Origin of the sequence: Bradyrhizobium sp. CCBAU 11434 (assembly GCF_028128895.1) — a bacterium.
Classification (GTDB): Bacteria; Pseudomonadota; Alphaproteobacteria; order Rhizobiales; family Xanthobacteraceae; genus Bradyrhizobium; species Bradyrhizobium zhengyangense.
Map to the genome: position 1 here is coordinate 1,016,047 of NZ_LBJX01000011.1, position 24,822 is coordinate 1,040,868.

The 24,822-nt window shown below is 63.9% G+C and carries 37 protein-coding genes; 19 read left to right on the top strand and 18 right to left on the bottom strand.

Annotation, left to right across the window (positions count from 1 at the left end):
- The first annotated feature begins 9 nt into the window (after nt 1–9).
- From minD to XI06_RS12325, 3 genes are all read left to right on the top strand, one after another.
- Entirely contained in the window at nt 10–825 is an 816-nt protein-coding gene (gene minD / locus XI06_RS12315; protein WP_237858153.1) for a septum site-determining protein MinD, read from the top strand.
- Nucleotides 822–1,103, top strand: a complete 282-nt coding sequence (minE, locus tag XI06_RS12320) for a cell division topological specificity factor MinE (RefSeq protein ID WP_128952114.1) — start codon at nt 822–824, stop codon at nt 1,101–1,103. The genes minD and minE overlap by 4 nt, the downstream gene beginning before the upstream one ends.
- A gap of 178 nt (nt 1,104–1,281) precedes the next feature.
- A complete protein-coding gene (locus tag XI06_RS12325) occupies nt 1,282–1,467 on the top strand; it encodes a hypothetical protein (protein WP_094974415.1) in 186 nt (61 codons plus the stop codon).
- 6 nt (nt 1,468–1,473) lie between these two features.
- On the opposite strand, the gene XI06_RS12330 is transcribed toward XI06_RS12325, so the two are convergent.
- From XI06_RS12330 to XI06_RS12350, 5 genes are all read right to left on the bottom strand, one after another.
- Complete coding sequence (locus XI06_RS12330; protein ID WP_271605397.1) at nt 1,474–3,585, bottom strand: PAS domain-containing protein; 2,112 nt, start codon at nt 3,583–3,585, stop codon at nt 1,474–1,476.
- Between the two features lie 132 nt (nt 3,586–3,717).
- Nucleotides 3,718–3,966 (bottom strand): hypothetical protein, encoded by a 249-nt coding sequence (locus tag XI06_RS12335; protein WP_237858152.1) that lies wholly within the window; start codon nt 3,964–3,966, stop codon nt 3,718–3,720.
- A 103-nt stretch (nt 3,967–4,069) separates the two neighbouring features.
- Nucleotides 4,070–4,462, bottom strand: a complete 393-nt coding sequence (locus tag XI06_RS12340; RefSeq protein ID WP_237858151.1) for a hypothetical protein — start codon at nt 4,460–4,462, stop codon at nt 4,070–4,072.
- Between the two features lie 99 nt (nt 4,463–4,561).
- Entirely contained in the window at nt 4,562–4,792 is a 231-nt protein-coding gene (locus XI06_RS12345; RefSeq protein ID WP_057757659.1) for a DUF6894 family protein, read from the bottom strand.
- 367 nt (nt 4,793–5,159) lie between these two features.
- Nucleotides 5,160–6,188, bottom strand: a complete 1,029-nt coding sequence (locus XI06_RS12350) for a hypothetical protein (RefSeq protein ID WP_271605398.1) — start codon at nt 6,186–6,188, stop codon at nt 5,160–5,162.
- A gap of 328 nt (nt 6,189–6,516) precedes the next feature.
- Between XI06_RS12350 and XI06_RS12355 the strand changes: the two genes are divergently transcribed.
- Entirely contained in the window at nt 6,517–7,113 is a 597-nt protein-coding gene (locus XI06_RS12355) for a L,D-transpeptidase (RefSeq protein WP_271605399.1), read from the top strand.
- A 147-nt stretch (nt 7,114–7,260) separates the two neighbouring features.
- Complete coding sequence (locus tag XI06_RS12360; RefSeq protein WP_237858148.1) at nt 7,261–7,482, top strand: hypothetical protein; 222 nt, start codon at nt 7,261–7,263, stop codon at nt 7,480–7,482.
- Here XI06_RS12360 and XI06_RS12365 read toward each other — a convergent pair.
- Nucleotides 7,479–7,913, bottom strand: coding sequence for a COG4315 family predicted lipoprotein (locus XI06_RS12365; RefSeq protein WP_237858147.1), 435 nt, complete (start codon nt 7,911–7,913; stop codon nt 7,479–7,481). The genes XI06_RS12360 and XI06_RS12365 overlap by 4 nt on opposite strands.
- 120 nt (nt 7,914–8,033) lie before the next feature.
- Nucleotides 8,034–8,498, bottom strand: a complete 465-nt coding sequence (locus tag XI06_RS12370) for a MarR family winged helix-turn-helix transcriptional regulator (protein WP_271605400.1) — start codon at nt 8,496–8,498, stop codon at nt 8,034–8,036.
- Nucleotides 8,499–8,601: 103 nt separating this feature from the next.
- Between XI06_RS12370 and XI06_RS12375 the strand changes: the two genes are divergently transcribed.
- The 5 genes from XI06_RS12375 to XI06_RS12395 all read left to right on the top strand — a co-directional run bounded on the left by XI06_RS12375 (nt 8,602) and on the right by XI06_RS12395 (nt 12,936).
- Nucleotides 8,602–10,524: an FAD-binding monooxygenase gene (locus tag XI06_RS12375; RefSeq protein WP_271605401.1), complete on the top strand. Its 1,923-nt coding sequence runs from the start codon at nt 8,602–8,604 to the stop codon at nt 10,522–10,524.
- 140 nt (nt 10,525–10,664) lie between these two features.
- A complete protein-coding gene (locus XI06_RS12380) occupies nt 10,665–11,645 on the top strand; it encodes an SH3 domain-containing protein (protein ID WP_237869279.1) in 981 nt (326 codons plus the stop codon).
- 174 nt (nt 11,646–11,819) lie between these two features.
- Complete coding sequence (locus tag XI06_RS12385) at nt 11,820–12,098, top strand: hypothetical protein (protein ID WP_164934154.1); 279 nt, start codon at nt 11,820–11,822, stop codon at nt 12,096–12,098.
- 225 nt (nt 12,099–12,323) lie between these two features.
- The gene (locus tag XI06_RS12390; protein ID WP_271605402.1) at nt 12,324–12,530 is read left to right on the top strand and encodes a hypothetical protein; all 207 of its coding nucleotides are present in this window, start codon (nt 12,324–12,326) and stop codon (nt 12,528–12,530) included.
- 25 nt (nt 12,531–12,555) lie between these two features.
- A complete protein-coding gene (locus XI06_RS12395; protein ID WP_271605403.1) occupies nt 12,556–12,936 on the top strand; it encodes a hypothetical protein in 381 nt (126 codons plus the stop codon).
- 8 nt (nt 12,937–12,944) lie between these two features.
- Here the strand turns inward: XI06_RS12395 and XI06_RS12400 are convergent, their stop codons facing one another.
- The 3 genes from XI06_RS12400 to XI06_RS12410 form a co-directional block, all read right to left on the bottom strand.
- The gene (locus tag XI06_RS12400) at nt 12,945–13,514 is read right to left on the bottom strand and encodes a TetR/AcrR family transcriptional regulator (RefSeq protein WP_237858139.1); all 570 of its coding nucleotides are present in this window, start codon (nt 13,512–13,514) and stop codon (nt 12,945–12,947) included.
- Nucleotides 13,514–13,858: a DMT family transporter gene (locus tag XI06_RS12405; protein WP_237869275.1), complete on the bottom strand. Its 345-nt coding sequence runs from the start codon at nt 13,856–13,858 to the stop codon at nt 13,514–13,516. Before XI06_RS12405 ends, XI06_RS12400 begins: the two co-directional genes overlap by 1 nt.
- A 204-nt stretch (nt 13,859–14,062) precedes the next feature.
- On the bottom strand, nt 14,063–14,728 hold the full coding sequence (locus tag XI06_RS12410; protein ID WP_271605404.1) for an O-methyltransferase: 666 nt from the start codon (nt 14,726–14,728) through the stop codon (nt 14,063–14,065).
- 97 nt (nt 14,729–14,825) lie between these two features.
- On the opposite strand from XI06_RS12410, the gene XI06_RS12415 reads away from it, so the two are divergent.
- Together XI06_RS12415 and pdxY are read left to right on the top strand one after the other, a co-directional pair.
- Nucleotides 14,826–15,470 carry a TetR family transcriptional regulator gene (locus tag XI06_RS12415; RefSeq protein ID WP_237858136.1) on the top strand — a complete coding sequence of 215 codons (645 nt, stop codon included), beginning with the start codon at nt 14,826–14,828 and terminating at the stop codon, nt 15,468–15,470.
- Nucleotides 15,471–15,598: 128 nt separating this feature from the next.
- Entirely contained in the window at nt 15,599–16,411 is an 813-nt protein-coding gene (pdxY, locus tag XI06_RS12420) for a pyridoxal kinase (RefSeq protein WP_271605405.1), read from the top strand.
- 8 nt (nt 16,412–16,419) lie between these two features.
- On the opposite strand, the gene XI06_RS12425 is transcribed toward pdxY, so the two are convergent.
- Nucleotides 16,420–17,781 (bottom strand): hypothetical protein, encoded by a 1,362-nt coding sequence (locus tag XI06_RS12425; RefSeq protein WP_271605406.1) that lies wholly within the window; start codon nt 17,779–17,781, stop codon nt 16,420–16,422.
- A gap of 73 nt (nt 17,782–17,854) precedes the next feature.
- Between XI06_RS12425 and XI06_RS12430 the strand changes: the two genes are divergently transcribed.
- The 4 genes from XI06_RS12430 to XI06_RS12445 all read left to right on the top strand — a co-directional run bounded on the left by XI06_RS12430 (nt 17,855) and on the right by XI06_RS12445 (nt 19,097).
- Nucleotides 17,855–18,112 (top strand): hypothetical protein, encoded by a 258-nt coding sequence (locus XI06_RS12430; protein ID WP_271605467.1) that lies wholly within the window; start codon nt 17,855–17,857, stop codon nt 18,110–18,112.
- Nucleotides 18,093–18,257: a Flp family type IVb pilin gene (locus XI06_RS12435; protein WP_212328575.1), complete on the top strand. Its 165-nt coding sequence runs from the start codon at nt 18,093–18,095 to the stop codon at nt 18,255–18,257. Before XI06_RS12430 ends, XI06_RS12435 begins: the two co-directional genes overlap by 20 nt.
- Before the next feature lie 118 nt (nt 18,258–18,375).
- Nucleotides 18,376–18,630 (top strand): hypothetical protein, encoded by a 255-nt coding sequence (locus tag XI06_RS12440; RefSeq protein ID WP_237869267.1) that lies wholly within the window; start codon nt 18,376–18,378, stop codon nt 18,628–18,630.
- Nucleotides 18,631–18,950: 320 nt separating this feature from the next.
- A complete protein-coding gene (locus XI06_RS12445; protein ID WP_237858130.1) occupies nt 18,951–19,097 on the top strand; it encodes a hypothetical protein in 147 nt (48 codons plus the stop codon).
- Here the strand turns inward: XI06_RS12445 and XI06_RS12450 are convergent.
- Entirely contained in the window at nt 19,078–19,671 is a 594-nt protein-coding gene (locus XI06_RS12450; protein ID WP_271605407.1) for a bifunctional transcriptional activator/DNA repair enzyme AdaA, read from the bottom strand. The two genes, XI06_RS12445 and XI06_RS12450, sit on opposite strands and share 20 nt — an antisense overlap.
- Nucleotides 19,672–19,801: 130 nt before the next feature.
- Between XI06_RS12450 and XI06_RS12455 the strand changes: the two genes are divergently transcribed.
- Both XI06_RS12455 and XI06_RS12460 read left to right on the top strand, forming a co-directional pair.
- On the top strand, nt 19,802–20,221 hold the full coding sequence (locus tag XI06_RS12455; RefSeq protein ID WP_237869264.1) for a nuclear transport factor 2 family protein: 420 nt from the start codon (nt 19,802–19,804) through the stop codon (nt 20,219–20,221).
- Between the two features lie 71 nt (nt 20,222–20,292).
- Nucleotides 20,293–21,213, top strand: a complete 921-nt coding sequence (locus tag XI06_RS12460; protein WP_237858125.1) for a DMT family transporter — start codon at nt 20,293–20,295, stop codon at nt 21,211–21,213.
- A 12-nt stretch (nt 21,214–21,225) separates the two neighbouring features.
- On the opposite strand, the gene XI06_RS12465 is transcribed toward XI06_RS12460, so the two are convergent.
- From XI06_RS12465 to XI06_RS12480, 4 genes are all read right to left on the bottom strand, one after another.
- Complete coding sequence (locus XI06_RS12465) at nt 21,226–21,510, bottom strand: hypothetical protein (RefSeq protein WP_237858123.1); 285 nt, start codon at nt 21,508–21,510, stop codon at nt 21,226–21,228.
- Nucleotides 21,511–21,609: 99 nt separating this feature from the next.
- Nucleotides 21,610–21,879, bottom strand: a complete 270-nt coding sequence (locus XI06_RS12470; RefSeq protein WP_271605408.1) for a hypothetical protein — start codon at nt 21,877–21,879, stop codon at nt 21,610–21,612.
- A gap of 90 nt (nt 21,880–21,969) precedes the next feature.
- Nucleotides 21,970–22,320, bottom strand: a complete 351-nt coding sequence (locus XI06_RS12475) for a zinc ribbon domain-containing protein YjdM (protein WP_237858119.1) — start codon at nt 22,318–22,320, stop codon at nt 21,970–21,972.
- Nucleotides 22,321–22,364: 44 nt separating this feature from the next.
- Nucleotides 22,365–22,538, bottom strand: coding sequence for a hypothetical protein (locus tag XI06_RS12480; RefSeq protein ID WP_018644642.1), 174 nt, complete (start codon nt 22,536–22,538; stop codon nt 22,365–22,367).
- Nucleotides 22,539–22,675: 137 nt separating this feature from the next.
- Between XI06_RS12480 and XI06_RS12485 the strand changes: the two genes are divergently transcribed.
- On the top strand, nt 22,676–23,035 hold the full coding sequence (locus XI06_RS12485; RefSeq protein WP_237858117.1) for a c-type cytochrome: 360 nt from the start codon (nt 22,676–22,678) through the stop codon (nt 23,033–23,035).
- Nucleotides 23,036–23,213: 178 nt separating this feature from the next.
- Here the strand turns inward: XI06_RS12485 and XI06_RS12490 are convergent, their stop codons facing one another.
- Nucleotides 23,214–24,050: a PhzF family phenazine biosynthesis protein gene (locus tag XI06_RS12490; RefSeq protein ID WP_271605409.1), complete on the bottom strand. Its 837-nt coding sequence runs from the start codon at nt 24,048–24,050 to the stop codon at nt 23,214–23,216.
- A gap of 70 nt (nt 24,051–24,120) precedes the next feature.
- Entirely contained in the window at nt 24,121–24,777 is a 657-nt protein-coding gene (locus XI06_RS12495) for a hypothetical protein (protein ID WP_271605410.1), read from the bottom strand.
- Nucleotides 24,778–24,822: the final 45 nt, after the last annotated feature.

Here is a 24,822-nt window from a genome sequence, read left to right on the forward strand (position 1 = left end):
ATATTTGAAATGGCCAAGGTACTGGTCGTGACATCAGGCAAGGGCGGCGTCGGCAAGACGACCACGACCGCCGCGTTGGGAGCTGCGCTGGCGCAACGCGGCGACAAGGTCGTCGTCGTCGATTTCGACGTCGGCTTGCGCAACCTCGACCTCGTGATGGGCGCCGAACGCCGCGTGGTGTTCGACCTCATCAACGTGGTGCAGGGCGTGGCAAAGCTGCCGCAGGCGCTGATCAAGGACAAGCGGCTGGAGAATCTCTGGCTGCTGCCGGCCTCGCAAACCCGCGACAAGGATGCGCTCACGGAAGAGGGGGTCGGCAAGGTCATCGCCGATTTGCGCAGCCGCTTCGACTGGGTAATCTGCGACAGCCCGGCCGGCATCGAGCGCGGCGCCTCCATGGCGATGCGCTTTGCCGATGAGGCCGTGATCGTCACCAATCCGGAAGTGTCCTCGGTGCGCGATTCCGATCGCATCATCGGCATGCTGGATTCCAAGACCGTGCGGGCCGAGAAGGGCGAACGGGTCGAGAAGCACATTCTCATCACCCGCTACGATCCCTCGCGCGCGGCGCGCGGCGAGATGCTGACTATCGACGACATCCTGGAAATCCTCGCAACGCCCTTGCTCGGCATCATCCCGGAGAGCCAGGACGTGCTGCGCGCCTCCAATGTCGGCACGCCAGTGACGCTGTCGAACGCCGAAGGCGCACCCGCGCGAGCCTATATCGACGCGGCGCGCAGGCTGTGCGGCGAGACCATCGCCATGCAGGTGCCTGTTGAGCGCAAGGGCTTCATGGATCGATTGCTGCGACGGAGGGCTGCATGAGCATGGGTCTGCTCCGGCTTCTCCGCGGCAACAAGGCATCCGCACCCGTCGCTCGCGAACGGTTGCAGATTCTGCTTGCCCATGAACGCGGAATGCGCGGCCAACCCGATCTGCTCGGTGTGCTGCGTGAGGAAATTTTGGCCGTCGTCTCCAAGCACGTGATGCTGGATCCGACCAAAGTGATCGTACGGCTCGAGCGCGGCGACGAGGTCTCGACCCTCGAGGTCGACATTGAGGTGCCCAACGATTTCGAGCGCAAGAAAGTGGCGGTCGGGTAGGGGTGCCCGGCCGACGCCGCTCCCGATTTGGGGTGGGTGAGAAGGCGGTCCGCTGGGCACAGCGGGCCGCCTTCGTCGTTTGCAGATGAGCGGAACGAGACGCGCTATTCGGTCGTTGTCACCAAACCGCGGAGCGCCGAGCCGGGCGCTGCGGTGTCCTCATAACGGGAGAACGCCCATGATGTCCGAGGTCCAGGTTCACACCGTCGCCCGGCAGATGCTGGAACAGCATGGTTTCGCGGCGATTGCCAAGGCTGCCGAACAGGCGCAGGCCTGCGAGGGGCGTGGGGAGGCTGACGAGGCCAAGGAATGGCGTCACATCGCCGATGCCATGAAGATCATGCGGGGCCCGGCCCACAGCTGAGCGCCGTCAGGTCTTTCCGGTTCCGTCGTTGATCATGTCGAGGACGCGGCTCGCCAGCGCCTCGACCACGAATGGCTTTGTCAGCACCTGCATGCCGGGCGCGAGCTGTCCGTTGCCGATGATGGCGTTCTCCGCATAGCCGGTGATGAACAGAACTTTCAGCTCCGGACGCGTGAGACGCGCCGCATCCGCGAGCTGGCGGCCGTTCATGCCGCCGGGAAGGCCGACATCGGTGACGAGCAGGTCGATCGTCGCATCCGATTGCAGCATCCTTAGTCCGGTCGGGCCGTCATGGGCCTCGATCACGCTGAAACCGATCTCTTCCAGCGCGTCCGTCAGCAGCATCCGGATCGACGGCTCGTCGTCGACGATCAGGATGGTGTGGCTCGCCTGCGGGCGCTCTGAGGTCTTGCTGGCGAGCAGAGACGGTTTGTCATCGTCCTTGCCGTAATGCCGTGGCAGATAGAGGCACATGGTCGTGCCCTGGCCGACCTCGGAATAGATCCGCACCTGTCCGCCGGACTGGCGCACGAAGCCGTAGACCATGGAGAGGCCGAGGCCGGTGCCCTGGCCGATCGGCTTGGTGGTGAAGAACGGATCGAAAGCGCGCTCGATCACCTCGGCGGGCATGCCGATGCCGGTGTCGGTGACGCAGAGCGAGACATATTGCCCGGGCTCGAGATCGCGCTCGCCCGCGCCATGTTCGTCGAGCCAGCGATTGGCGGTCTCGATGGTGATGCGGCCGCCACCCGGCATGGCATCACGGGCATTGATACAGAGATTCAGGAGCGCGTTCTCGAGCTGCGAGGCATCGATCAACGTGGCCCACAATCCGCCTGATGTGACGACCTCCAAGGCGATCTCGGGACCGACGGTGCGGCGGATCAATTCCTCCATACCCATCACGAGCCGGTTCAGGTCCGTCGGCCTGGGATCGAGCGTCTGCCGACGCGAAAAGGCGAGCAGGCGGTGGGTCAGCGCGGCCGCGCGCTTGGCGGCGCCTTGCGCTGCGTTCACATAGCGGTCGATCTCCTTAATGCGGCCCTGGCCGATCCGTGTCTGAAGCAGTTCGAGCGAGCCGGTGATGCCGGTGAGCAGATTGTTGAAGTCGTGGGCGATGCCGCCGGTGAGCTGGCCGACAGCTTCCATCTTCTGCGACTGGCGCAACGCCTCCTCGGCCTGACGCAATCGCTCCTGCTCCCGCAGGCGTTCGGTGACGTCATAGACAAACTGGTAGGCACCGATCAGCTGACCGTCGCCATCGCGCAGGCAATTGAAACGCATCTCGTAGGATCTGCGGGCGCGGCCCGGGTCGCCGAACTCGCCGATTTCGACGAATTCCTCGCCCGCAAGGGCCCTGGACCAGACGGCCTTGATAGCTTTGCAGTGCTCCGGTTGATCCTCAAGCAGTTCAAGCATGTTGTCACCGACCTTCGGCATGGTACCGAAAATACGGTGAAATTCGTGGGCAGAGGCGCTGTTGATCGCAAGCCAGCGGAAGTTGGGGTCGACGACCTGCACGAAGGCGTTGGTGCCCTCGACGATGTCGGCCATGAGCTTGCGTTCGGCCAGCGCCGCGACCACCCGCGCCTCCAGCGTTTCGTTGAGCTGCTGCAGCGCCTCTTCGGCGCGCTTGCGCTTGGTGATGTCCTGGAAAAGCACGGCGACCTGCTTGCGGCTGGCTGGTTCAACCCGGAAGGCGGCGAGCTCGAGGTGGCGGCCGGTCGCGACCAGCTCGCGCTCGAAGCGGATCGGGAGGCCGGTACGCAGGACGCCGCCGTAAAGCTCGACCCAGCCGTCGGCTTCATCCGGGACCATCTCGCGGACCTTCTGGCCGACCACGTTGGGAATGCCCGCATGCTGGGTGTAGGCGGGATTGGCCTCGACATGGACGTAATCGCTGAGCGGACCATGAGGACCGTCGAAGAACTCGATGATGCAAAAGCCTTCGTCGATCGAGTTGAACAGCGTTCGATAGCGCTCCTCGCTTTCGGCGAGGGCGGATTCGACCTTCTGGCGCTCGCTGACCACGGCGATCCGCTGGGCCTTGAGGCGTGTGTTTTCCTCCTCAAGCGCCTTCAGGCGGCGTTGCAGGTCCTCAAACTCGATCGAATCCACAAGCGCTCGCGGGGTTGGCGTTTCCAGGACAGCTCTCCAGCCTGTCCACGCATTCTATTGGGCGGGGGCCCCGCGGCAAGCCGTCCACCTTAACCCGACCGGAACCGGCCGGGTTCCCCTAGGATCGGCAGCTCAGCGCTCGCCCTGCTCGGCGCCTTGCGGCAACGGCTTGTGCTGGGTCTGCGGCTGCGCCCGCTCGCCGGTCTCCTTGCAGGGAAGCTGCTCCCAGGATCCATCCGGCCCCTGCTGATAGGCGCTGCAGGACGAAGAGGCCGCCTTGTCCTCGCCCTTCTGGGCGTCGGCATTTCTCGCCAGCGCTGGCGCTGCCAGCACGGCGCTCACCGCGAGCGCACCGGCGAAGACAAGATGAGGTATCCGCATGGGGTTCTCCGAGTTGAATACGACCCGCATGCTGGCCAGGAATGTGACGATTATGGGCCGGAGCGTCGGTTCCGCCGCGGCGTGCTTAACGGCCAAGCTAGGCCTAGCCGCCCTTGCTGCGGATCAGACCGGCGAGGCTGGTCTTCTGCTTTTCGCACCAATTGCTCATGCCGAGCCGGCGCTGGTCGAGGTCGGTCGTCTGGGTTGCGACCGCGACCTCCGCCATGATGTCGTCGGCCTGCTTCTCGCCCATCTTGCCGCCGGTGTGCATCCAGGCAATGGCCTTGCGCACCTGCTCGGTGGTGCCGTCGGGCAGTTGCATCTGCTGAGCCTTCTGCACCAGATCCTGATAGACCACGTCCGTACCAGGGCACTCGACCTTGGCGGCGAAGGCCTGCAAGACCATCGTCACATAGTTCGAGCGGGTGTGGTCGTCAGCCGCCTGGGCTGGAGCTGCGATCAGCAACAGGCCTGCCATCAGAAAAGGGGCGCGCATCCCTAGGTCCTCCTCGTTTTTTGAGGAGGCTAGCGTCCTGAGGGCCGCTCCGCAATGGTGGCGGGGCGCGATTGTTGCCTGTTCGTGCGGTGCAGGCGCTTAGCGCCGCCAGGCCGGCACGGGATCGAGCGGCGTGCGATAGACCTCTTTATGATCGCGATCGGTGACGCGCACCGAGCAACCTTTCCGCTGCAGCTCAGGCTTCACCTGCGACAGCTCGCTTGCGAGTTGAACGGCACGATCAGAGGCGACCTCGATGTCCTCGAGGATGATTCCGCCCTGGTTCTTGAACTCTTCACCGTCAACGAGATCGAAGGAATAGTAAGGCATCCGAATTCCCCGGTGTGACGACCCAGATCTTCACAGGAAGGCTTCAACGGTAGTCTTCGACACATGCTGGATCGTAGCACTGAGTCGATCTCCAACCGATGAACGGAGCGCGCAATCTCTGTGCGTATGGCGCAGAAATGATGTGCAACGTTCGGGTGCTTTAAGATTTTATTAAATATAACAGCCTGATCATAAGGCATGGAATTGCAGCAGAACCGGGCTCCGGGAACCGGCAGCTGCAAGAGAAGGCCGGCGGCATAAATCCCGACGGCCTTTTCTCTTTGCGCACGTTCGCGCATCACCGTAGTCGCACGGACTCACATCGTCACGTCGAGTCGGACAGCTTGCGTCGTCGATGGATGCGGCTCTAGCGCAGCGGCATCGGCGGACGCACGACGGGTCCGTCATCATCAGCAACAGCTTGTGTCGTCGCGACCGGCGGCGCGACCGGTGGCGGCGGCACCGCGGCAGCCTGCGAAGGCGGCGGAGGTGCTAAGGGCGCGGGCGCATAAGCCGGCGCGTAGGTGTGCGACACCACGGGCTTCGGTTTGCGAACAGGCATCGGCGCCGGAGCGCGCGGCGGCAGCGCCGACACGCGTGCGGGCGGATTGACCGGTGATTTCGCCTCGGCGATCGGCTTGGGCGCTGGCGACTTCGCCATCTCGCGCACCATCTGTTCCTGACCAGCCTTCAACTCGGCGATGTTGGCCTTGAGCTGCTCGATCTGCTGCGCCATCGCGGCGATGTCGCGCGTCATCGATTCCACTGCAGGCGCAGCATCGGTTTGTGTAGCTGCAGGCGCGGCGGGCGCGGCAGCGGCCGTGGCAACTGGCGGGGCGGGCGGTGGCACCGTTTGATCAGCGGTCTGATCCTGCGCGACGGGCGGTGCCGCCTGCGCGGCTGCAACCGGTGCTGTCTGCGACGTCGAAGGTAGCAGCGACGCCAGGGTCGGCGTCCATTCGGCGAGCATCTGCGTCGCAGTGTCGCCGTGCTTCTCCCAGGCGATCGTCGCGGCGGCACTGCCGCCCGCAAACAGGAACGTGAGGAAGGCGCCGCGGAGCCATTTGCCTGCGGCCGATCGCTTCGGCTCGATGCGATCGTCGCTTGCGGTGACGCGGACGGCGGTGTCGACCGAAGGTGCAACTGCTTGGGGCGCGGCTGCTTGCGGCTCCGATACGGGACTGAACTTCGGCTCGATCGTGAATTTCCGCTCCAGCGCGAATTTTGGCTCGGGACGCGCCGTGAACTCCGGTGCCAGCGTCGGCGCCTCGCTGCCCACGCGCGACGCTTTGATCACGTCAGGCGAAATCTGTACCGCGTCATGCGGATCGTTGTCCTTGACCGTGTCCTTCACGATCTCATCGACGATCTGGCGGCTGTTCAACGTCGCGAGCATTGCAGCTCCTTATGACCCCATGGTCGTCCGCATTGGCGCGAGCCGATCTGTTGCTTGAGCCCATCCGAACTCTTTGCCCCACGAGTCCAGCCGGATTTGACCAAAGCAAGGCGAGGCGGTGGAGACATCGCGACCGTCTTCTGCCAGATGTGGTGATGGAACCTGATGTGCGGAACACAGGCATGTGTTCCGCATTGCCTTGTTTTCAGCACGATTTGGGCAGCATCTGCGCCTGCTGGGGGTGCTGCTATCCGCTATCGGGGGGCCGGTGGTGCCAAGATCTCTCTTCGTTTTGTTCGTTGCTGCGTTGCTGCCGCTCGGCGGCTGCATGCAGACGACTCTCTCGCCATCGACGGATGCGAGCATGACGGCGCGCGACCGTCAGCTGCTCGCGCACACGCCTTACGCCCAGGCGAATGTGCCCGAGCAATATCTCCGTCACATCGTCGATTATCCGCGCAAGGAGCAGCCGGGCACCATCCTGGTCGATACCGATGCACGCTACCTCTATTACGTGCTGCCCGACGGCAAGGCGATCCGCTATGGCGTCGCGGTCGGCGAGGAGGCGATGGCCTTCTCGGGTGTGGCGCGCGTTGGCCGGCTGGCGGAATGGCCGGACTGGGTGCCGACCCCCGAGATCCAGGCGCGATTGGGGCCCTATCCGGCGCGCGTGCCCGGCGGCCCCGCCAATCCGCTGGGTGCGCGTGGCATCTATCTCTATGTCGGCAACAAGGACACGCTCTACCGCATCCACGGAACCAACCAGCCGGAATATATCGGGCAGGCGATCTCGTCGGGCTGCATCCGGATGCGCAACGAGGATGTGATCGATCTGTTCGACCGGGTGAAGCTCAACGCGGCTGTCGTGGTGCTGCCGCCAGGACAAAACGCGCAGATCGAGTCGAGGTCGAGCTGGCGCGGATAAGGCAACCGATCTGACCTGTCACGTCGGTCGCTTCACCGAAGCTTGATGGCGCGGCCGGCGACGGGATCGCCGCAAAGGTGAATTGCTTCACAGGCGTTTTGCTGCAGTTGCGCTATGCCTCCATGGCTCGTTGCCATTGGAGGCATCATGCAAAATTTCATTGAACAATTTGATGAGAACGATCGCCGCATCGTGCGCCGGTGGCGTTTGGCCACGCTCGGTTTCTATGGATCGATCCTGGCCGGACTGGTCGTCTACGCAGCGCTGCACTGGACGCCCGAGGTGAATTACGCCTCGGTCGATTCGGTGGCCCACGCCAAGCTTGCGGGCGCGTCGAGTGGCGGCGGACCCACGCCGTTCGCGCCCTAATTGTCGGGACGGGCGATACGCCATTGCAGCGTCGTGGCGTTACCGTTGGCATCGCCCGGCGCCTTGTCGGCCGGTGAGGTGTAGAGCGGGCGATAGCGGTACGCCCACATCTTGCTGCCGTCCTCACGGTTGATCACGGTAAAGTCGCCGATGGGCTTGGCTTCGGCGGTTGCTGCGAGTGGCACCCAGTTTTCGGTGCACTTGCCGTTGCAGTTCGACGTCTTGCCGGTGGTGTCGCGCTCGTAAGTGTAGAGGGTCATGCCCTTGAGATCGACGAGCTTGGGGCCCTGCTTGGTCAGGATCACCCTCGCGGGCGCGGTCGTCGCGTCGGGCTTCGGCGGAGGAGGGGCTTCGCCGCCGCCGTGCCCGTTCGCGAGCGCATGGCCGGCGGACAGCGCGATGACTGCGATCGCAAGGACGAACCTGAACATCCGAAACTCCAACCCGGCAAAGTTAATCGCGCGTTAAGCGCCGAATTGGCAGCGACGGTAGCAGCCGAAGGTTAGTTCCTGGTTTCACCGGCCTGCGACATCTACGTATCCAGGAACCGGTCATGCCTTGATATCGCGCAACGGGGCGCGGCTGAGGTCATTGCCGGCGGCGATGGCCTTGCGCAGCAGCCTCATCAGTTCCTCGCCTTCCCTCGCGCTGAGGCCGCGGAGCATGATCGCTTGGGCGGATTCAACCGCCGGCGTGATCTTGCGCAGCGTGCGACGGCCCTCGTCGGTGATCGCGAGCTCGCGGGCGCGACGGTCGCGGGGACTGGCGCGGCGCTCGGCAAGTCCCTTCTGCACCAGCCGATCGACCACGCCGGTGATGGTGGTACGGTCATAGGCGATCAGGCCGGCGAGCGTGACCTGGTCGAGCCCCGGATTGGCCTTGATGGTCGCGAGCGCCGCGTACTGCACCGGGGTGAGGTCGAAGCCGGCTTCGCCGACCTCGGCCAAAAATACCGCCACCGCGATCTGTTGAAATCGCCGCGCCAGATGGCCGGGCATGTCGTTGTTGTCTTTCACCGAATTCTCCGTGAGGGCAGGGACGGCGGCGGATCATTGACGAGTATACTGATAGTCAGTATACTGATCAATATCGAATAACTCGTCAACGGGAGAGGTGCGCATGCAATTCCATCTCAACGGATTCCAGCCGGGCGACCCTGAAATCGCCGATCCCGCTGAGCGCGTGCAGGTCCCAGGGGCCGCAGGCGCCGTGCCTGGCGAGGTCGATGTCCTCATCGTCGGCTGTGGCCCTGCGGGCCTGACGCTCGCGGCGCAGCTCGCCCAATTCGGCGACATCAAAACCTGCATCGTCGAGCAGAAGCCGGGCCGGCTCGCGGTCGGCCAGGCCGACGGCATCGCCTGCCGCACCATGGAGATGTTCCACGCCTTCGGCTTCAGCGAGCGCGTGCTGAAGGAAGCCTATTGGGTCAACGAGACGACGTTCTGGAAGCCGGACGAGCAGGCAGCGGAGAAGATCGTCCGCAGCGGTCGTGTGCAGGACGTCGAGGACGGGCTGTCGGAATTCCCGCACGTCATTCTCAACCAGGCGCGCATTCATGACGGCTTTCTCGACGTCATGCGCAAATCACCGGCCAAGCTCGAACCCTATTACGACAGGCGTCTGCTCGACCTCCAGGTCGATCCGGCCGCAGGTCCCGACGATCACGCGGTGACCGTGCGCCTTGAACGTAGCGACGCGGCGAATGAAGGCAAGGTCGAGACCATCAAGGCGCGCTACGTCGTCGGCTGCGACGGCGCGCGCAGCACGGTGCGCAAATCGATCGGCCGCGAGCTGTATGGCGATTCCGCCAACCACGCCTGGGGCGTGATGGATGTGCTGGCGGTCACCGATTTCCCCGATATCCGCTTCAAGACCCTGATCCAGTCGGCGACGGATGGCAGCCTTCTCATCATTCCGCGCGAGGGCGGTTATATGGTTCGCATCTATGTCGAGCTGGCAAAACTCGATGTCGGCGAGCGCGTCGCCAATCGCAACATCACGGCTGAAGACGTGATTGCGAAGGCGCAGCGGATCCTGAAGCCGCATACGCTCGAGGTGAAGGAGATCGCCTGGTGGTCGGTCTACGAGATCGGCCAGCGCCTGACCGACAAGTTCGACGACGTGCCTGAGGCCGAGATCGCGACGCGGCAGCCGCGCATCTTCATTGCGGGGGACGCCTGCCACACCCATAGCCCGAAGGCCGGGCAGGGCATGAACGTTTCGATGCAGGACGCCTTCAATCTCGGCTGGAAGCTTGCGGCGGTGCTGCGGAAGCAGAGCGCCCCAAGCCTGCTGCATTCCTATTCGGCCGAGCGGCAAGCAGTGGCGAAGGAGCTGATCGACTTCGATCGTGAATGGGCCGGGATCTTGGCCTCGGCGGCGAAGGCCGGCGGCGCCAATGCAGCGAAGACACAGGATTATTTCGTCAGGCATGGCCGCTACACGGCGGGCACGGCGACGCATTACGCGCCGTCGATCCTCACTGCCGCGCCCTCGCATCAGCATCTCGCGAAAGGCTTCGTCATCGGCAAGCGCTTCCATTCCGCGCCTGTCATCCGGCTTGGCGATGCCAAGCCGGTGCATCTTGGCCACGCAGGGCAGGCGGACGGACGCTTCCGCATCTATGCGTTCTCGGGCGCGGAAGATCCGAGCGCGGCCGGTTCCGCCATTCGCGCGCTTTGCAGTTTCCTTGCCGAAGCCAGGCAATCGCCGGTGAAGCGATACACGCCTGCCGGCGCCGACATCGATGCCGTGATCGATCTGCGGGCGGTGTTTCAGCAGGACCATCGCGAGCTTGCGATCCAAGCGATGCCCGCGCTGTTGCTGCCACGCAAGGGGCGCTACGGTCTGCTCGACTACGAAAAGATGTTCTGTCCCGATCTCAAAAGCGGCCACGACGTCTTCGCCATGCGCGGCATCGACCGGAAGGCCGGCTGCATGATCGTGGTGCGCCCGGATCAATACGTTGCGCAGGTGCTGCCGCTCGATGATTTTGCTGCGCTGTCAGCATATTTCGACGGCTTCATGTTGCAGAAGACCTGACGCATGCTCCGCCGATGAACGGCGGATGAATATCGAACTCAGTGCAAGGTGCGCATCTCACTCTTTTGGTGGATGCGACGCTTGCGAGCGGAACGCTTTCTTCCGCTCGCGCGTTCCGCCTCTCAGAGGAGGACTTCGCCATGAGACTGAGAACCGCTTTAGTTGCCGCATTGCTGCTTGCACCGACGGCCGCACTGGCTGCGCCTGGGATCGTCACCGTCTCGACCGGCTTGCGCGCCGGCCCGGGTGCGGGCTTTCCGCTGGTTGATCGCGTCCCCGAAGGCGCCCGCGTCAACATCCATGGTTGCCTGCGCGGCAACGCCTGGTGTGACGTGAGCTTCTCCGACGACCGTGGCTGGGTATCGTCGCAATATCTCGAATATCTCTACCGCAATCACTACGTCTATCTCCCCGACTATGTCGACGAGGTCGACGTGCCGGTCGTTCCCTTCGTGCTGAGCTCGTACTGGTCGAGCTATTACGAGGGACGTCCCTGGTATCGTCGCCATGCCTACTGGAATAGCTACTGGACTTCGCATGAGCGCTTCGCGACGCGGATGACGATCGATCCGCACGCCGCCCGTATCGGCCGTGCGGCGACGCGCGACGCTGCGGTCGCGTTGGGCCGCGATGCGCACGCCAAAGACAACATCAAGGGCAATGTCGCGGTCTCCGGGCGCGACGCCGTGACGGCGCGGCATGATGCGGCCATCGCCAAGCGCGATGCTGCGGTTGGCATCGATCGGAATCGCGCCGAACGAAGCCAGCGCTTTGTCAATGAGCGCACCGCCGTGCAGGCGCGCAATCCCCGCGATGCGCAGGCGCGCATGATGCACCAACAGGCGGCAAGCCGTGCCGCGCTACGCGCGCAACCCACGGCGCGTGTCCATGAAGCACCGCGCATGTCGGCCGCACCCGCTGCGCGTCCCGCAATGCCGCATATGGCTCAGCCCAATGTGAGCCACGGCGCGCCGATGAATGCCCATGCGCAGATGCCGGCGCCGCGTCCGGCTGCGCCTGCGCCGGCAGCCGCGATGCCGCATCCGGGCGGCGGCGGCGCTCCGCACGTCAACGCCGCTCCGCATGGTGGTGGGGCGCCCGGCGGCCATGAAAAGCACTAAGCTCGCCAACGAAAGCCCGGCGCTCGCGCCGGGCTTCTTGTTTGGGTTGGCGCGAGTTCCGTGCGCGTACAATTTAAGACGGTTCTTCGCGGGCAGATTTCATCGAACGTAAGATGTGTATCCAAAGATGTAAGCATCCACTCGGGGCAGCGGGGCTACGGGAGGATGATGACGATGAGACAGAACCAGGCGGAGTCGCGCCGTCAAAGTGTCGCGAAGCGGTCGATGACGAGAGAGGCCAAGCAACTGGCCGGCCTGATTGCCGGCTTGCGCAAATCCCTCGACGGCATCCACAAGGAGCGGGCGAGCACAAAACTCTCCGGAGCCGAGATGGGAATGCTCGACGAGCGCCGCAACAATTTGTTGCTCACCATTGCTGCCCTGGACGACCGTTTGTCGGCGGTGCAGGGTCTGATAGATCTCGGCCGGCCACATGTCATCCGCGTCCACTAAGCGGATCCCGGGCGCTATCGGTTCTGTCGCGGCGGCGATAGGCCGGAGCCTGGCTGGCCCTCGAACCAGCTCCCGGCAAGCAAAATCACATTCAAGATACGGCGCACGACGAGGCGCAACCGCTCCGAAGGGGCGGGTGCCGGCTCACAATGCTGCCGCGGACGGCACCAAATTGCCACGCTCCCGGCGAATTGCCGCCAAAGGCCGCTGCCACGACGAGATCGGGTGCAGGGCAACGCAAGGGGATGCGCATTGGCCTACAAAATGATCGCAGAACGCGACAATGAGAAGTACAGTTTTGCCCGCGAGAGCCAATTGCTCATCGTGGCGAAGGCGAAGGTTTGGGCAAGCGAGGGGTGGCGGGTCGTCATCACCGATCAGGATGGCAAGGCCTACGCGCCGCCGGAGTTCGATCAGTTGCTGGCGGCTTGAGCGCAGGACGGGCTAGGGGACGACATTGAGATCGTTATTTCGATCGGGGCGCGAGGTCATCGCGCCTCTGATGTTTCTTGGGACCGTTGCTGCGGCTGCCGCAGTGCTGACGACGCCGTTCGTCTCCGCGCAAAATCTCGACGCGGGCAAACCGCCCGAGAAGCTCTTCGCCGACGGCTGCTCGGCCTGCCATCGCAGCCCGCGCGGGCTTGCCAAGGGGCGCTATACTCTGACGCTGTCCTGGTTCCTCCAGGATCATTACTCGGCCGGCCCGGAGACGGCGAAGGCGCTCGCGGCCTATCTGGTATCGGTCGACACCCCGCCTCCGGGCCCTGCGGCGAAGCCCGGACCCAAGTCAGCGAAATCCAAACCGCGTCCGCCCAAGCCTGCTGTGCAGGGCCAATAGTCGCCCGACTACTGGCGCCGATAGCTCTGCGCGATCAGGCGGTCATGCACGGCGCGCAGGTCGGCGTTCATGCGGGTCTGTCCCGTCGTGACGAAGGACAGCCAGGCGCCATCGGCGGCGAGACGGACGATCTGGAGCCCCAGTGTTGCGTCCGTGGCGCGATGCCGTTTCAGGCGCGCTTTCATCCACTCGTTCCAGAGCCGGCGCAAAGACGGATCGGTGACGGCCACCATGCTCAGCGTCGCCCAGGGCGTTGTGAAGCCAAAGGCCTTTCCGGTGAAGACGGCATTCACATAGGCGCGCGTAAAACTGCCACGCGGATTCGGATCCGCCTCGATGGCGGCGTCGATCTCGGCATCGACGCGGCCGAGCAGATCGGCGAACAGGCCTTCGATCAGCGCCTGCTTACTGCCAAAATGGTGAAACAGCCCGCCCTTGGTGACGCCGGCAGCGGCCGCCACCGCCTGGACCGTGATGCCGGAGACGCCGTGGTCCGTGGCGATATCAGCCGCGCAGTCGAGCAAAGCGCGCCGCACCTGCTCGGGCTGCTTGGTGCGGGTGTAGGCGCTTGCAGGCATCAATGCGCCGTGGTCTGCGAGAACAGGTTGATGACGACGACGCCCGACACGATCAGGGCGATGCCGGCGAAGGCTGCGGCGTCCAGCATCTGGCGGAACAGCACGAAGGAGACGGTGGCGGTCAGGATGATGCCGACCCCGCCCCAGATCGCATAGGCGATGCTCAAGGGGATCACCCGGATCGCGACCGACAGCGCATAGAACGAGGCGACATAGAACAGCACCATCGCCAGCGTCGGCCAGGGCCGCGTGAACTGCGCGGACTGCTGCAAAAAGGCCGATGCCGTCACCTCGAACACGATGGCGAGAGCTAGCGCGGCATAGGAGGTGAAAGCAGACGTCATGGCGATCTCGAGCATGCGGAACGATACCGCGCGGTAGGTATGTTCAGCATGCGCAACGTGGCTTTTGTCGGGAGCAAATATCACGTGTGAGTGACGGGCCTGCGACAAGGCAAAACCTGAGGGATTTGCGCGGTCGACGGCACAAAACCGCCGCACGACGGATCGTCCGGCGGCTTCGGGATGCGCGATATGTTCGATCCGGCCCTAACGGATCCGCACGGACAGCTCGACATCCTCTGCGAAGGGTGTGGACATGTAGCCGCTGCCGGGCGCGCGAACGCGCGCCAAATAGTCGGGGCTGTCGTCGGCGTTGTCGGCCACGATGATTGCGCCCGGCCTCAAACGGTCTTCGACCAGATCGAGGATATCAGGATAGAGCGCCTTGGCGCCGTCGAGCAGCACGAGGTCGATCTGATCTGGTAGATCGACGCTCAGCGTCTTCAGCGCATCGCCTTCGCGGATTTCGACGAGATCAATCAGCCCGCCGTCCCTGAGGTTCTCGCGGGCCCGCGCGGCCTTGGATGGTTCGAATTCGCTGGTGACGAGGCGCCCGCCACCATTGTCGCGCAAGGCTGCAGCCAGATGCAGGGCCGAGATGCCGAACGAGGTGCCGAACTCGACGATCGCCTGGGCGCGCGAACTGCGCGCCAGCATGTACAGCAGGCTGCCGGTCTCGCGCGAGACGGCGAGCGGCGCGTCCTTTAGGCGTGCGTAGAGGTCGCGGTAACCGGTCTTGCTTCGCATCATCCTGACGTGGTCGGCGTCGGTCACATCGGCGAAGGCGGCTTGCAGGTCGCCGCGAGCTGCTTCGTCCTGGTCGAACAGACGATCCAGCAGCGGTGCAAGCGATGTGATTGTTGGGGTGGTCATTTGGTCTCTCCGAGGTTCACGGCTGAGCGCGTGCTTGCGTGCGAATTGAAATACGACTAATTCATCGCATTTCCTATTCGCATTCCCCGGGCGCTCCATGGCTGGTCGTCGAAGTCGTTCAGTTTCTTCACGAAAACAGCCGCAACAGGCGCGCTCCAACGAGCTCGTTGCGGCCATTCTCGACGCCGCGGTTCAGGTTCTGACGAAGGAGGGCGCACAACGCTTCACCACCGCGCGGGTGGCTGAGCGGGCCGGGGTGAGCGTCGGCTCGCTCTATCAATATTTTCCGAACAAGGCGGCGATCCTGTTCCGTCTGCAAAGCGACGAATGGCGCAGCACGAGCGAGCTTCTGCGCGGCATTTTGGCTGACAGGACGCAGCCGCCGCCGGCGCGGCTGCGCGCGCTGGTGCATGCCTTCATTCGTTCGGAATGCGAGGAGGCCGCGATCCGCGGCGCCCTCAGCGATGCCGCGCCGCTTTATCGCGATGCGCCCGAGGCGCAGGAGGCGCGCGCGGCGGGCGAGGGCATTATCGCGGCTTTCATGCGCGAAGCGCTGCCAAAGGCCTCGGAGGCTACGCGCGAACTCGCCGGGGAGCTGATCAAGACGACGTTGGCTGAGGTTGGCAAACGGTTTTCGGAAACACCGCGCGGCGAGGCGGAGATCACTCGTCGCGCTGATGCGCTGGCCGACATGTTCTGTGCCTATCTCGGTGAGCTGGCGTACCGCGGAAGTCATCCCTGACATCTGCGTTTGCGGGCCAATATCGTTCGAGATCGCGGGGATGTTGGGATAGCCTCGCGCACCGTCCTTTCAGATCGAGTCCGCGCCAGGCTTGCCACGACAGGTTTTTGATCCTACGGACCCCTCGCATGCTCGTCATTTCGATTCAAAGCCAGGTCGTCCACGGCCATGTTGGCAACAGCGCGGCGGTTCACGCCATGCAGGCGGAGGGCGTCAACGTGGCCGCCGTGCCGACGACGCTGCTCTCGAACCATCCGCGCTATCCGACCTTGCGCGGGCGGGTGCTCGACGCCGAACTGATCGCCGATCTGCTGAGAGGCGTCGAGGAACGATGCCTCGTCGATGAGGCCGCTGTGCTCGTCACCGGCTATCTTGGCTCATCCGACAATGCCGTTGTCGTCGCCGATTTCGTCGAGCGGGCGCTGTCGCGCAATTCCAAGCTCCTCTATCTCTGCGATCCCGTGATCGGCGACGACGGTCGCGTCTATGTCGCCGACGGAATTCTGGATGTGGTCCGGCGCCGGCTGGTGCCGGCGGCGCACGTGATTACGCCGAACCAGTTCGAGCTCGAGCTGCTCGCCGGCGTCAAATCTGCTGATACCGAGGGCCTGCGCGCCGCGGCGGCCGCGCTTGCCGGGCAACGCCGGATAGATGTCGTCGTCACCGGCTGCACGCTCGCGGACACGTTGGCGGGGCAGGTGGAGACGATCCTGTGTGCTGACGGCGAATTGTCGCGCTTCGCAACGCCGCGCTTGCCGATCCGTCCCTATGGCACCGGCGATCTCCTGACCGGCCTGATCGCGGCGCATCTTGCCAAGGGCACGGCGATCGAGGCGGCGGTGCGGCTTGCTGTCCGGACTATTTTCGCCGTGCTCGTTCGTACGCAAGCAGCAGGATCAGCCGAGATGCATCTCGTGCCGCTGCCTACGTCAGGCACTTAAGATCGGGATCAGGTCGTCCGCTTCGCGGACGATTGCGCCGACTTTTGCGATTTTGCGGAGCTCTTCTCGCGTGCAACCTGCGCCTTCGATGGCTTGGCCGATGACTTGACTGATGACTTGGCGCTGGCCACAACGCGCGCCTTTTTAGATTTGGTGTTGGCGGCTTCCTTGCGGTCGGTCGAGATGCCGCGCTTCGAAATATATTCCGGACCATCGATCGGGCCGACATGCGGCGGATCGTGGTCGAGATAGGGCCGGCCGATGCCGAGCGCCTTGCCGTTGGTGTCGACCCATTTCCACAGCACTTCCGTCGAGGCCCAGCGCTGGGCACGGTTGTTGCCCTGGGTGCTGACGATGTCAGCCGCGAGGCCGTGGCCGTAGCCGCCGCGCAGGCTGCCGCCGTGATAGGAGCGGTTGGACGCCGCCTTCAGGCCGCTCGCAATCTCCTGGCGATAGTCGTCACGGAACGCGCTTGTGATTCCGGGCGAGAGTCCGGCGGCTTCCGCCGCGAGCAGCATGCGGAACAGCTTCTGCTTGAAGCTCTTGTCCATGCCGCCGATGACGTAATCCATCAGCGGCATGTTAACGTGCTCGGCAGCCTTCGGGTCTTTCCAGGCAAAATCCTCGTCGACGAGTTTTGTGAAGCTGCGCATCACCGTGACCATCTTGCCCTTGCGCTTGATGGTGACGGCACGGCGGTCCTGGACCTTGATCGAGTCTTCCTTCGGTGTGCGCTGATAGAGCGCCCAGAGATAGCGATCGACGCAGGCATCCATCGAGAAGCATTCATCGAGCACGGCCACCGTGTCGGCCGGCGGCGAGGCCTTGCTCTCGGCCACGGGCCCGCTCGCGATCGCGGCGGGCGACAGCGCGTCCTGTGGGACGACGTCGCCGGGATCGGCGGAGGCGAGCTTGATTGTGGGCTCCGCTGCGGGCACAGCCTCACTCACGGCAGGCGCGGCTTCGTTGGTGACGGCCGCAGCTTCGCTCGCGGCGGGAGCCGGTTCGGGCGTGACCTGAGGCGCGGGCGACGCTACAGGCAGCACTTCGGTCGGATCGGCCGAGGCGAGTTGGACGGCGGGAGCGGGGGCTTCGGGCGGCGGCGCTTCGACCAGCGCTACGCTCGGTGTCGCGGCCGCGGCGGCGGCGATGTCGGCGGTCAGCGCGATACCATCGTCGATCGTTGCGGCACGCGGGATGTCGGCAAGTTCGAGGCGGGTGAGATCTTTCGCGTGGGAAACTGCGGCTGCATTAGCGCCGCTGTTCTCGATCAAGGCCGGGGCATAAGCAGAAAGGGACAGAGCCAGCCAGCCGACCATCACGGCCGAGGGGCACGCAACAGCAACAAGAAGAGACCGCCGATCATTCATGATCCCTGCCTCCAAGGTTCGCGAACGAACCAGATTGCATAGCCAAGCACGCGGCACGTCAATTGTTTGAGGGATGATGTGGCGGCGCAATGGCGCAAATCTCCCAAATCAGGCTTTTCAAGCCGGTGTTGCGCAAATGCAACTCGGGTTCCCGGAGGTTCCCATCGCGCCGGGGGCGGAAAAACCAGAAAATTCGGCTTCATTTGCCTATCAAATTGGATGGTGCGGATTTACTCAATCTTGGATTGTGATGATGCATTCCTCCCGTGCCGGCAACGTCCGGTTGATCTGGGAAGGACATGCTTGTGAAATTGAAATGCCTGTTGATTGAATTTGCGGCCGATGAATCCGGCGCCACCGCGATCGAATACGGCCTGATTGCAGCGGGCATCGCGCTTGCGATCATCGAGGTGATTTATGCGCTCGGCACCAATCTCGTCGCGAAGTTGCAATCCCTGGCGACGGCATTGAAATAGACCGTTCGCGTTAAGCATACCGGTATGCAAAGCTGGTGATGTTGCGTTGCGGTAAAACATGTCGCAATGCAGCAAATGTGGCTTACATGGGCTCCGAACTTCTCTTTGGAGCATCACCATGAACAAGAAAACGATGTCGATCGCAGTTGCTGTCCTCGCTCTTGCGGGCTCGACTGCCACCTTCGCTGCCGAGTTGCCGTCTTACGAGGCTAACGGCATTCCAGCGTCCCCCGTGCAGGTCCGCGTGCTCGGTGCCACCCATGTCGAGCAGCAGGTGACGGCGCCTGCCACCAGCATGACGGCGCTCCAGGCCAGTGTGCTGACGCCGCGCAAGCAGAAGACTGCGAATGTGACCACGGGTTCCGCCCGGTAAGCTGACATTACGCTGGGCTAAAAGCTCGGTGGCAAAGCGTTCACGACGTCAATGGCCGGGCTTGTCCCGGCCATTTTTTTGCGTCGTCTCTTCTCCGTCGTCGACAGCGTGATCAATCACACTGCGCGCGATCCGGCTCAGTTTGCCTATCGATGCGCTGACTGAGAATTCTTCAGTAAAAAATTGTCTCGCATCGCGCGACTTGTGTACCGCGGTTCAAAACGAGTGTGATCTGCTTAATAGTTGTTTTGCTGGTCGCGGCGCTTGATGCGGGCGCCGCATATTGGCGGCCAAGAATCGTTTTTGATAATGGAGCCGTCATGCCCGTTGCACAGAAAGCCGTTGTTACCGCCACTTCGCCGCGTGAGTTCATTGTTCGCCATCTCGCGATGTTCGCAGCCGCCGCGCTGTTCGTATTCGTGCTCAGCCTGACCTATGGGCTCGATCTCAGCCCCGGCTTCTTCTGAACGGCTCCACGCTCCGCTTGCGCGTTGCGCGCAGGCTCGACGGCGAACGGCCATAGAGCTCGGCGAAAGCGGCGTTGAAGCGGCGCAGGCTACCGAAGCCCGACTGAAACGCAATGTCCGTCATGGTGTGATCGCCGCTGTCGAGCAGGCGCTTGGCGCGCTGGACGCGGAGCGTTTTGGCAAGCTGCTGCGGTGTTGCGCCGATATGGCGCTCGAACAGCCGTGCGAGATGGCGCGATGAGATGCCGAGCCGTGTCGCGAGCGTCACCACGTTATCCTCGTCGAGCGCCCCCTCATTGATGAGCTTGACCGCGCGCGCGACCGTCGCGCGGGTGCCGTTCCAGGCCGGGCAGAACGGCGCGGTCTCGGGGCGGCAGCGCAGGCAGGGGCGGTAGCCGGCAGCCTCGGCCGCCGCCGCTGTCGGATAATATGCGACGTTGCGCGTCAGCGGGTGCTTGGCCGGACAGACCGGACGGCAATAGATTCCCGTTGTCTTCACCGCGGTGAAGAAACGGCCGTCATATTTGGGATCGCGGCGCAGCCGCGCGGCGTTGCAGGTCTCGAAACTCAGCATGAGCGCATGATAACGCATGCCGGCACAGACGAAAGCGCCGCGGGATGACCGAGTCCGATTGTGGCGAGCCGCGGCCCAGGTCCCGGCCTAGAACGCGCCCCTCACGCCAACACAAGCGAGGAAGCGCATCGTGACCAGCCCGAAGGACATCGTTCTCAACGCCTGGAAAACCTTTTCTTCACGCGATGCGGATCGCATTGTGGCGCTGTTCACCGAGGATGCCGAGTGGATCGCGCCGAAAGGCAATGCCACGGCGGTTGCGCTCGACCACACCGACCACATGGTCGGCGCCAGGCAGATCGCGCGCTTCATTGCGGGGGAGATGCACAGGATGTTCTCCGCAATCGATATCGCCTTTCGCGGCGTGTACGCCGATGGCGATGTCGTGATCGTGGAGGAGCGGATGCGCGCGACGCTTGCAGACGGCAAGCCGTACGAGAACGAATATTGTTTTGTGTTCACCCTGGCCGGCGACCGCATCCGCGAGGTGCGGGAATACATGGACACGCGCAAGGGATGGCGCATGGTGTTTGGCGAGGAGCCGCGATGATCGGGCCATCGCGTGCCAGCCCTGCAGTCGCGTGGGTTGAGCCGATGCGCGCACTGACATAAGGCTGCCCCATGGATCAGCGGACGAGCGGCGCTGACGCTCTCACTCAGACGAACGATCGGACGCCGGCGCTGCTTGGCGTTGTCTGCGGGCTGTCGGCCGCGCTGTTCTGGGCGCTCGGCTTTGCCGGCACGCGGCATGGTCTGAAGGTCGGATTCACGCCGGTCGATCTCCTGGTGCATCGCTACGTCTGGTCCGGCATCGCCTTCCTGCCGCTGGTCTTGCGCGCAGGCATCTCGGACCTCTGCGGCATCGGCTGGGGCAGGGGACTTGCGCTGATGGTGCTCGGCGGCCCCGTGATGTCGCTGATCTCCTACACCGGGTTCCTGTTCGTGCCGCTCGGCCATGGCAGCGTGATCCAGCCGTCCTGCGCGACCCTCGGCGGCCTGTTGCTGGCTGCGCTGTTCCTCAAAGAACGGATCTCCGTCTCACGCCTGACAGGTGCGATCGTCATCGTTGGCGGCCTCGGCGTGATCGGCGCGGAATCGATCGGCCATATCGGCATCGACGGCGTGCAGGGCGATCTGATCTTCGTGCTGACCGGCTTGATGTTCGCCGGCTTCGGGGCGCTGCTGCGGCACTGGCGCGTTTCGGCGGTGTCGGCCGCGCTCGTCATCAACGTGCTGTCGTTGCTGCTGCTGCCGATCTACATCGCGACGGTCGGTCCTGCCCATATTGCCGCGATCGGCCTCACCGAGAACGCGATCCAGGCGCTGGCGCAGGGCGTGCTTGCGGGCCCTGCGGCGCTTTATCTCTTTGCCGTCTCGGTCCAGCGCCTCGGCGTCGCCCGCGCGGCCGTGTTTCCGGCCTGTGTGCCGGCGCTCACGCTGCTCACGGGATGGCTGCTGCTCGGCGAGCCGCCGACGATGCTGCAGGCCGCAGGTCTCGTGATTGTGCTGTGCGGATTCTACCTCGCGCAGAGGCAGAGGTAGCGCGGGCGGCGACTAACCGCTCTTCGGGGGGCTGCAGGTGACGGTGCAGCTGTTGAAATCACAGACGAGGAGCTGCTTCTTCGCCGGACAGGCCTTCAGGCTGCTGATCGGTTTGGGGGAGCCGCCGGGGACGACCATTTCAAGCGTGGTGCAGTTGCCATAGCGGGAGCAGGAGCCGCTCGGGAAGAGAATGTCGGTGCAGCGACAGGTCTGCGCCGCGTTCACCGGTGTGCTTCCGATGAATGCGATGGGTGCGACGACGAGCGACGCGGCCAGGACGAACTGACGGAATTGCATGACGGCCTCCCTATGATTGTAAAGTACGCGGCAAGTTACCACAGGGAACGTTCCGCGCCTGTGAAGCGCCTCACAAGGCCGCGCGCGCGACGCCGCGCGTCAGAGCCAGTCCTTCACCCTTGGAGAGCAGGCCTTCTTGCGCGGGTTCCAGACATAGTCCGGTCCGCCGCAGGGCGGGCGGGGGCGCGTCGTGACCGGACATTCATTCCAGACCCGCGCGCCGGATTCCCAGCCATCGACGACGCAAGCGCCGAAAATGCTGGTGTGGCAACCGGGACCGCAGAGGCCGTCGGCGTTGGCCGCGGTGACCGCGCCAAGCAGCAGTACCGGTGTCGCAAACGTCAGCAGGATTCGTGGAAAGAACTTCATGATGCGCTCCTCCGCCAGCCGCGCGGAGCATAGCACCAAATCCGCCGGCCGAGAACGGCACCCGCGGCCCGCCTGCATGCGAGCGCCGCCTCAGGCCTTCTTCACGAACTCCGACTTCAGGTTCATGGCGCCGATGCCGTCGATCTTGCAGGCGATGTTGTGCCCGTCCGTGGCGTCCTGGAGACGGATGTTGCGGACCTTGGTGCCGCCCTTGACGACCGAGGACGAGCCCTTGACCTTGAGGTCCTTCATCACGATGACGCTGTCGCCATCGGCCAGAACGTTGCCGTGCGCATCGCGCACGCCGGCCTCGACAGGCGCATCCAAGGTCGCGCCGGCGACCGCGCTCCACTCATGGCCGCACTCCGGGCAGATCCAGAGGTCGCGATCCTGATAGGCGTGTTCGGAGCGGCAGTGCGGGCATTGGGTGGCGTCGGTCATGATGGTCTCGGTCTCGGAGCTTGGGAGTGGAAGGTGGCGGGCCGTCAGCGAAACAACGCGACGAAGATCACGTAGAGCCAGCCCAGGATCCCGTGGATGATCGCCCACAGGATCGAGTGATTGTTGGTGTAGGAGATCGCGATGGCGAGCGCCGAGCCGAAGCCCACACCGTATTTCGCGCCCTCGACGCGGACGCCGTAATAGCGATTGCCGTTCATGCTGGTCTTTCCCGCAAGATTGCGCTGCCATCTCTTCCTATGCGCATTGCAGCCGCCCCTTGACGCAGATCAATTGGCCGCCGCGCGCGCCGACTTAGGCTTATCAAGTCACCGCAGCGAAGGGCGAGGTCGGAGCGATGTCGCGCAGCGTTCGAATTTATGTCGGCCTTGCCGTCCTGATCGCATTGTCGGTGCTGTTTCTCCTGGGCGTCGTCCACACCGCGGCCGGCGCATCCGGGCTTTCCCCGCGCAAGGTCGCTGAAGGACATCGCCTCGCGCAGGCCTGGTGTCAATCGTGTCATGCCGTCGAGCCTGACATGGCCGGGTTCTTCGACCTGGCCCCGAGCTTCCAGGCCGTCGCCGACCGCAAGGGCACCACCGCGCTCTCGCTCAAGGTGTTCTGGCGGACTAGCCACCACGACATGCCGAACCTCGTGATCGCCCCCGATCAGGCCGATGCATTGTCGGAGTATATCCTGAGCTTGAGAGGCAATTGACGGCGGTGATCGATGCAGATCGATCTTCGCGAAAACAACCCCATGCACAGTAGAAATGCCTGCGCTTTTCGGATTTCGGCGATCCCGAATAATCCTTGACCCGTCGGGCAAAACAGGCGCATGATGGCAGGGTGGGCCAGTGCGATGGTGCTGCTCCATCCGGGCTACAAATTGCTGCTCAGGGCTCCATGAACCGCGCCGTGCCTGATACCCGGATCGAGCTGCCTTTGGCCGGACCGATCTCGGCGCGGATCAGCGAGCGTGCGCCCATGTCTTCGCCCTGGACGATGTCGATGGCGCCGCCATGCGGCCAGCCGATGTCGCGCAGATGGCCGGCGAACGCGGCGGCGGCCGCGCCGGTGGCGGGATCCTCGACGACGCCGCCGGCGGCAAAGGCATTGCGCACATGGAACAGGCGCGGCGTCTCCACGCTCACCAGCGCGATGGTGATGAGGCCTTCGCGCGCCATCAGCGCGCGGCCGCGTTCGAAATTATAGGCCATGCGCGCCAGCGCCTCGCGCGATCGCAAGGCCAGCAGGACATGATCGGCCCCGCCGTGAATTTTTGCCGGCGGAAGTTTTGGGTCGAGATCGCTGCTGGCATAGCCGAACAGGCTCAGCAATTCGTCCCGCAGCGAGGCATCGAGCGGTGCGCTGTGCGTCGGCGGCGACTGCAATGCGGCCGCGATGGTGCCGCCGTCACGCCGGCCCGACACGGAGATCGTGGCATCGTTCAGATGCAGCTCGAAAGTCCGCTCGCCAAAGCGATGCGCGAGCGCGGCGCCAAGCGCGATGGTGGCATGGCCGCAGAACGGCACCTCCATCGTTGGCGAGAAATAGCGGACACGCCAGGCTTCGCCTTCGGGCGCGACAAAGGCGGTCTCGGAGAAGCCGACCTCAGTCGCGATCGCCTGCATCTCAGCGGCATCGGGCAGGGCATCGCCGATCCAGACCCCGGCGGGATTGCCGCCCCTGATGCCGTCGGAGAAGGCGGAGATGCGGAGGACGTTGGTCATGAGATGATCCTGTTGGCGGGGCGGCAGCCTTCGGCGATTTGGGCTACGAAGGCAAGGCTACTGTTCAAGGCTACTGTTCGCGGGCGTTGCGCGTAAAGTAGGCGTGAATTCTGACGGCTTGCCGAACAGGCCAGTTCGGCTTTGCCCCGACGAGCTGGCGAGTGACCGCTTCGCGCAGCGCATGCAGGTCGAAATGAAGACCCGCCCAGCCAAATGCAATCGCGATGGAAAAGAGGCCGTAAAAAAACTCGGCAGTTGTGACCGGCTGGTGGGTCAGCAGCTTCGCAAACGGCGTTGCGCTTTGAATGCCGGCCAGGGCTGCAATGAACTTGATCAGGCTCCAGACCACGAACTGCTCGATATGCCAGACGTATTTTGGTGCAATGGCGGCGCCGAATATGCCGGCAAGCAGGTAGGTCAGCAGTTGGGGGCCCACACAGACGCCCACGATTGCGCCGATGAGAAGGAGCTCCTCCCTGGTGCCGGTGAGATAGCCGTAAATCGAGGTGCATATGCTCTCGTAGTCGCTGCAAACCTTTGTGAGACGATCGTGGTTTGGGGCTGCAACGATTTCCAAGGCAACGAAAAGCAGGAAGAAAAGCGAGTTGATGTACCAGATCAAATAGAGTTCGCGGGCGTGCCGCTTTCTCAGGCGGCTCGCTGTGCATAGCGCGGCGATGGCTGCAGCGATGACGGAGACCAGGCCCCAGCCGCCCCAATCCGCCATTTCAACATCTCCGGCAGCAAGAGATCGTCATGAGATACGTTCGAT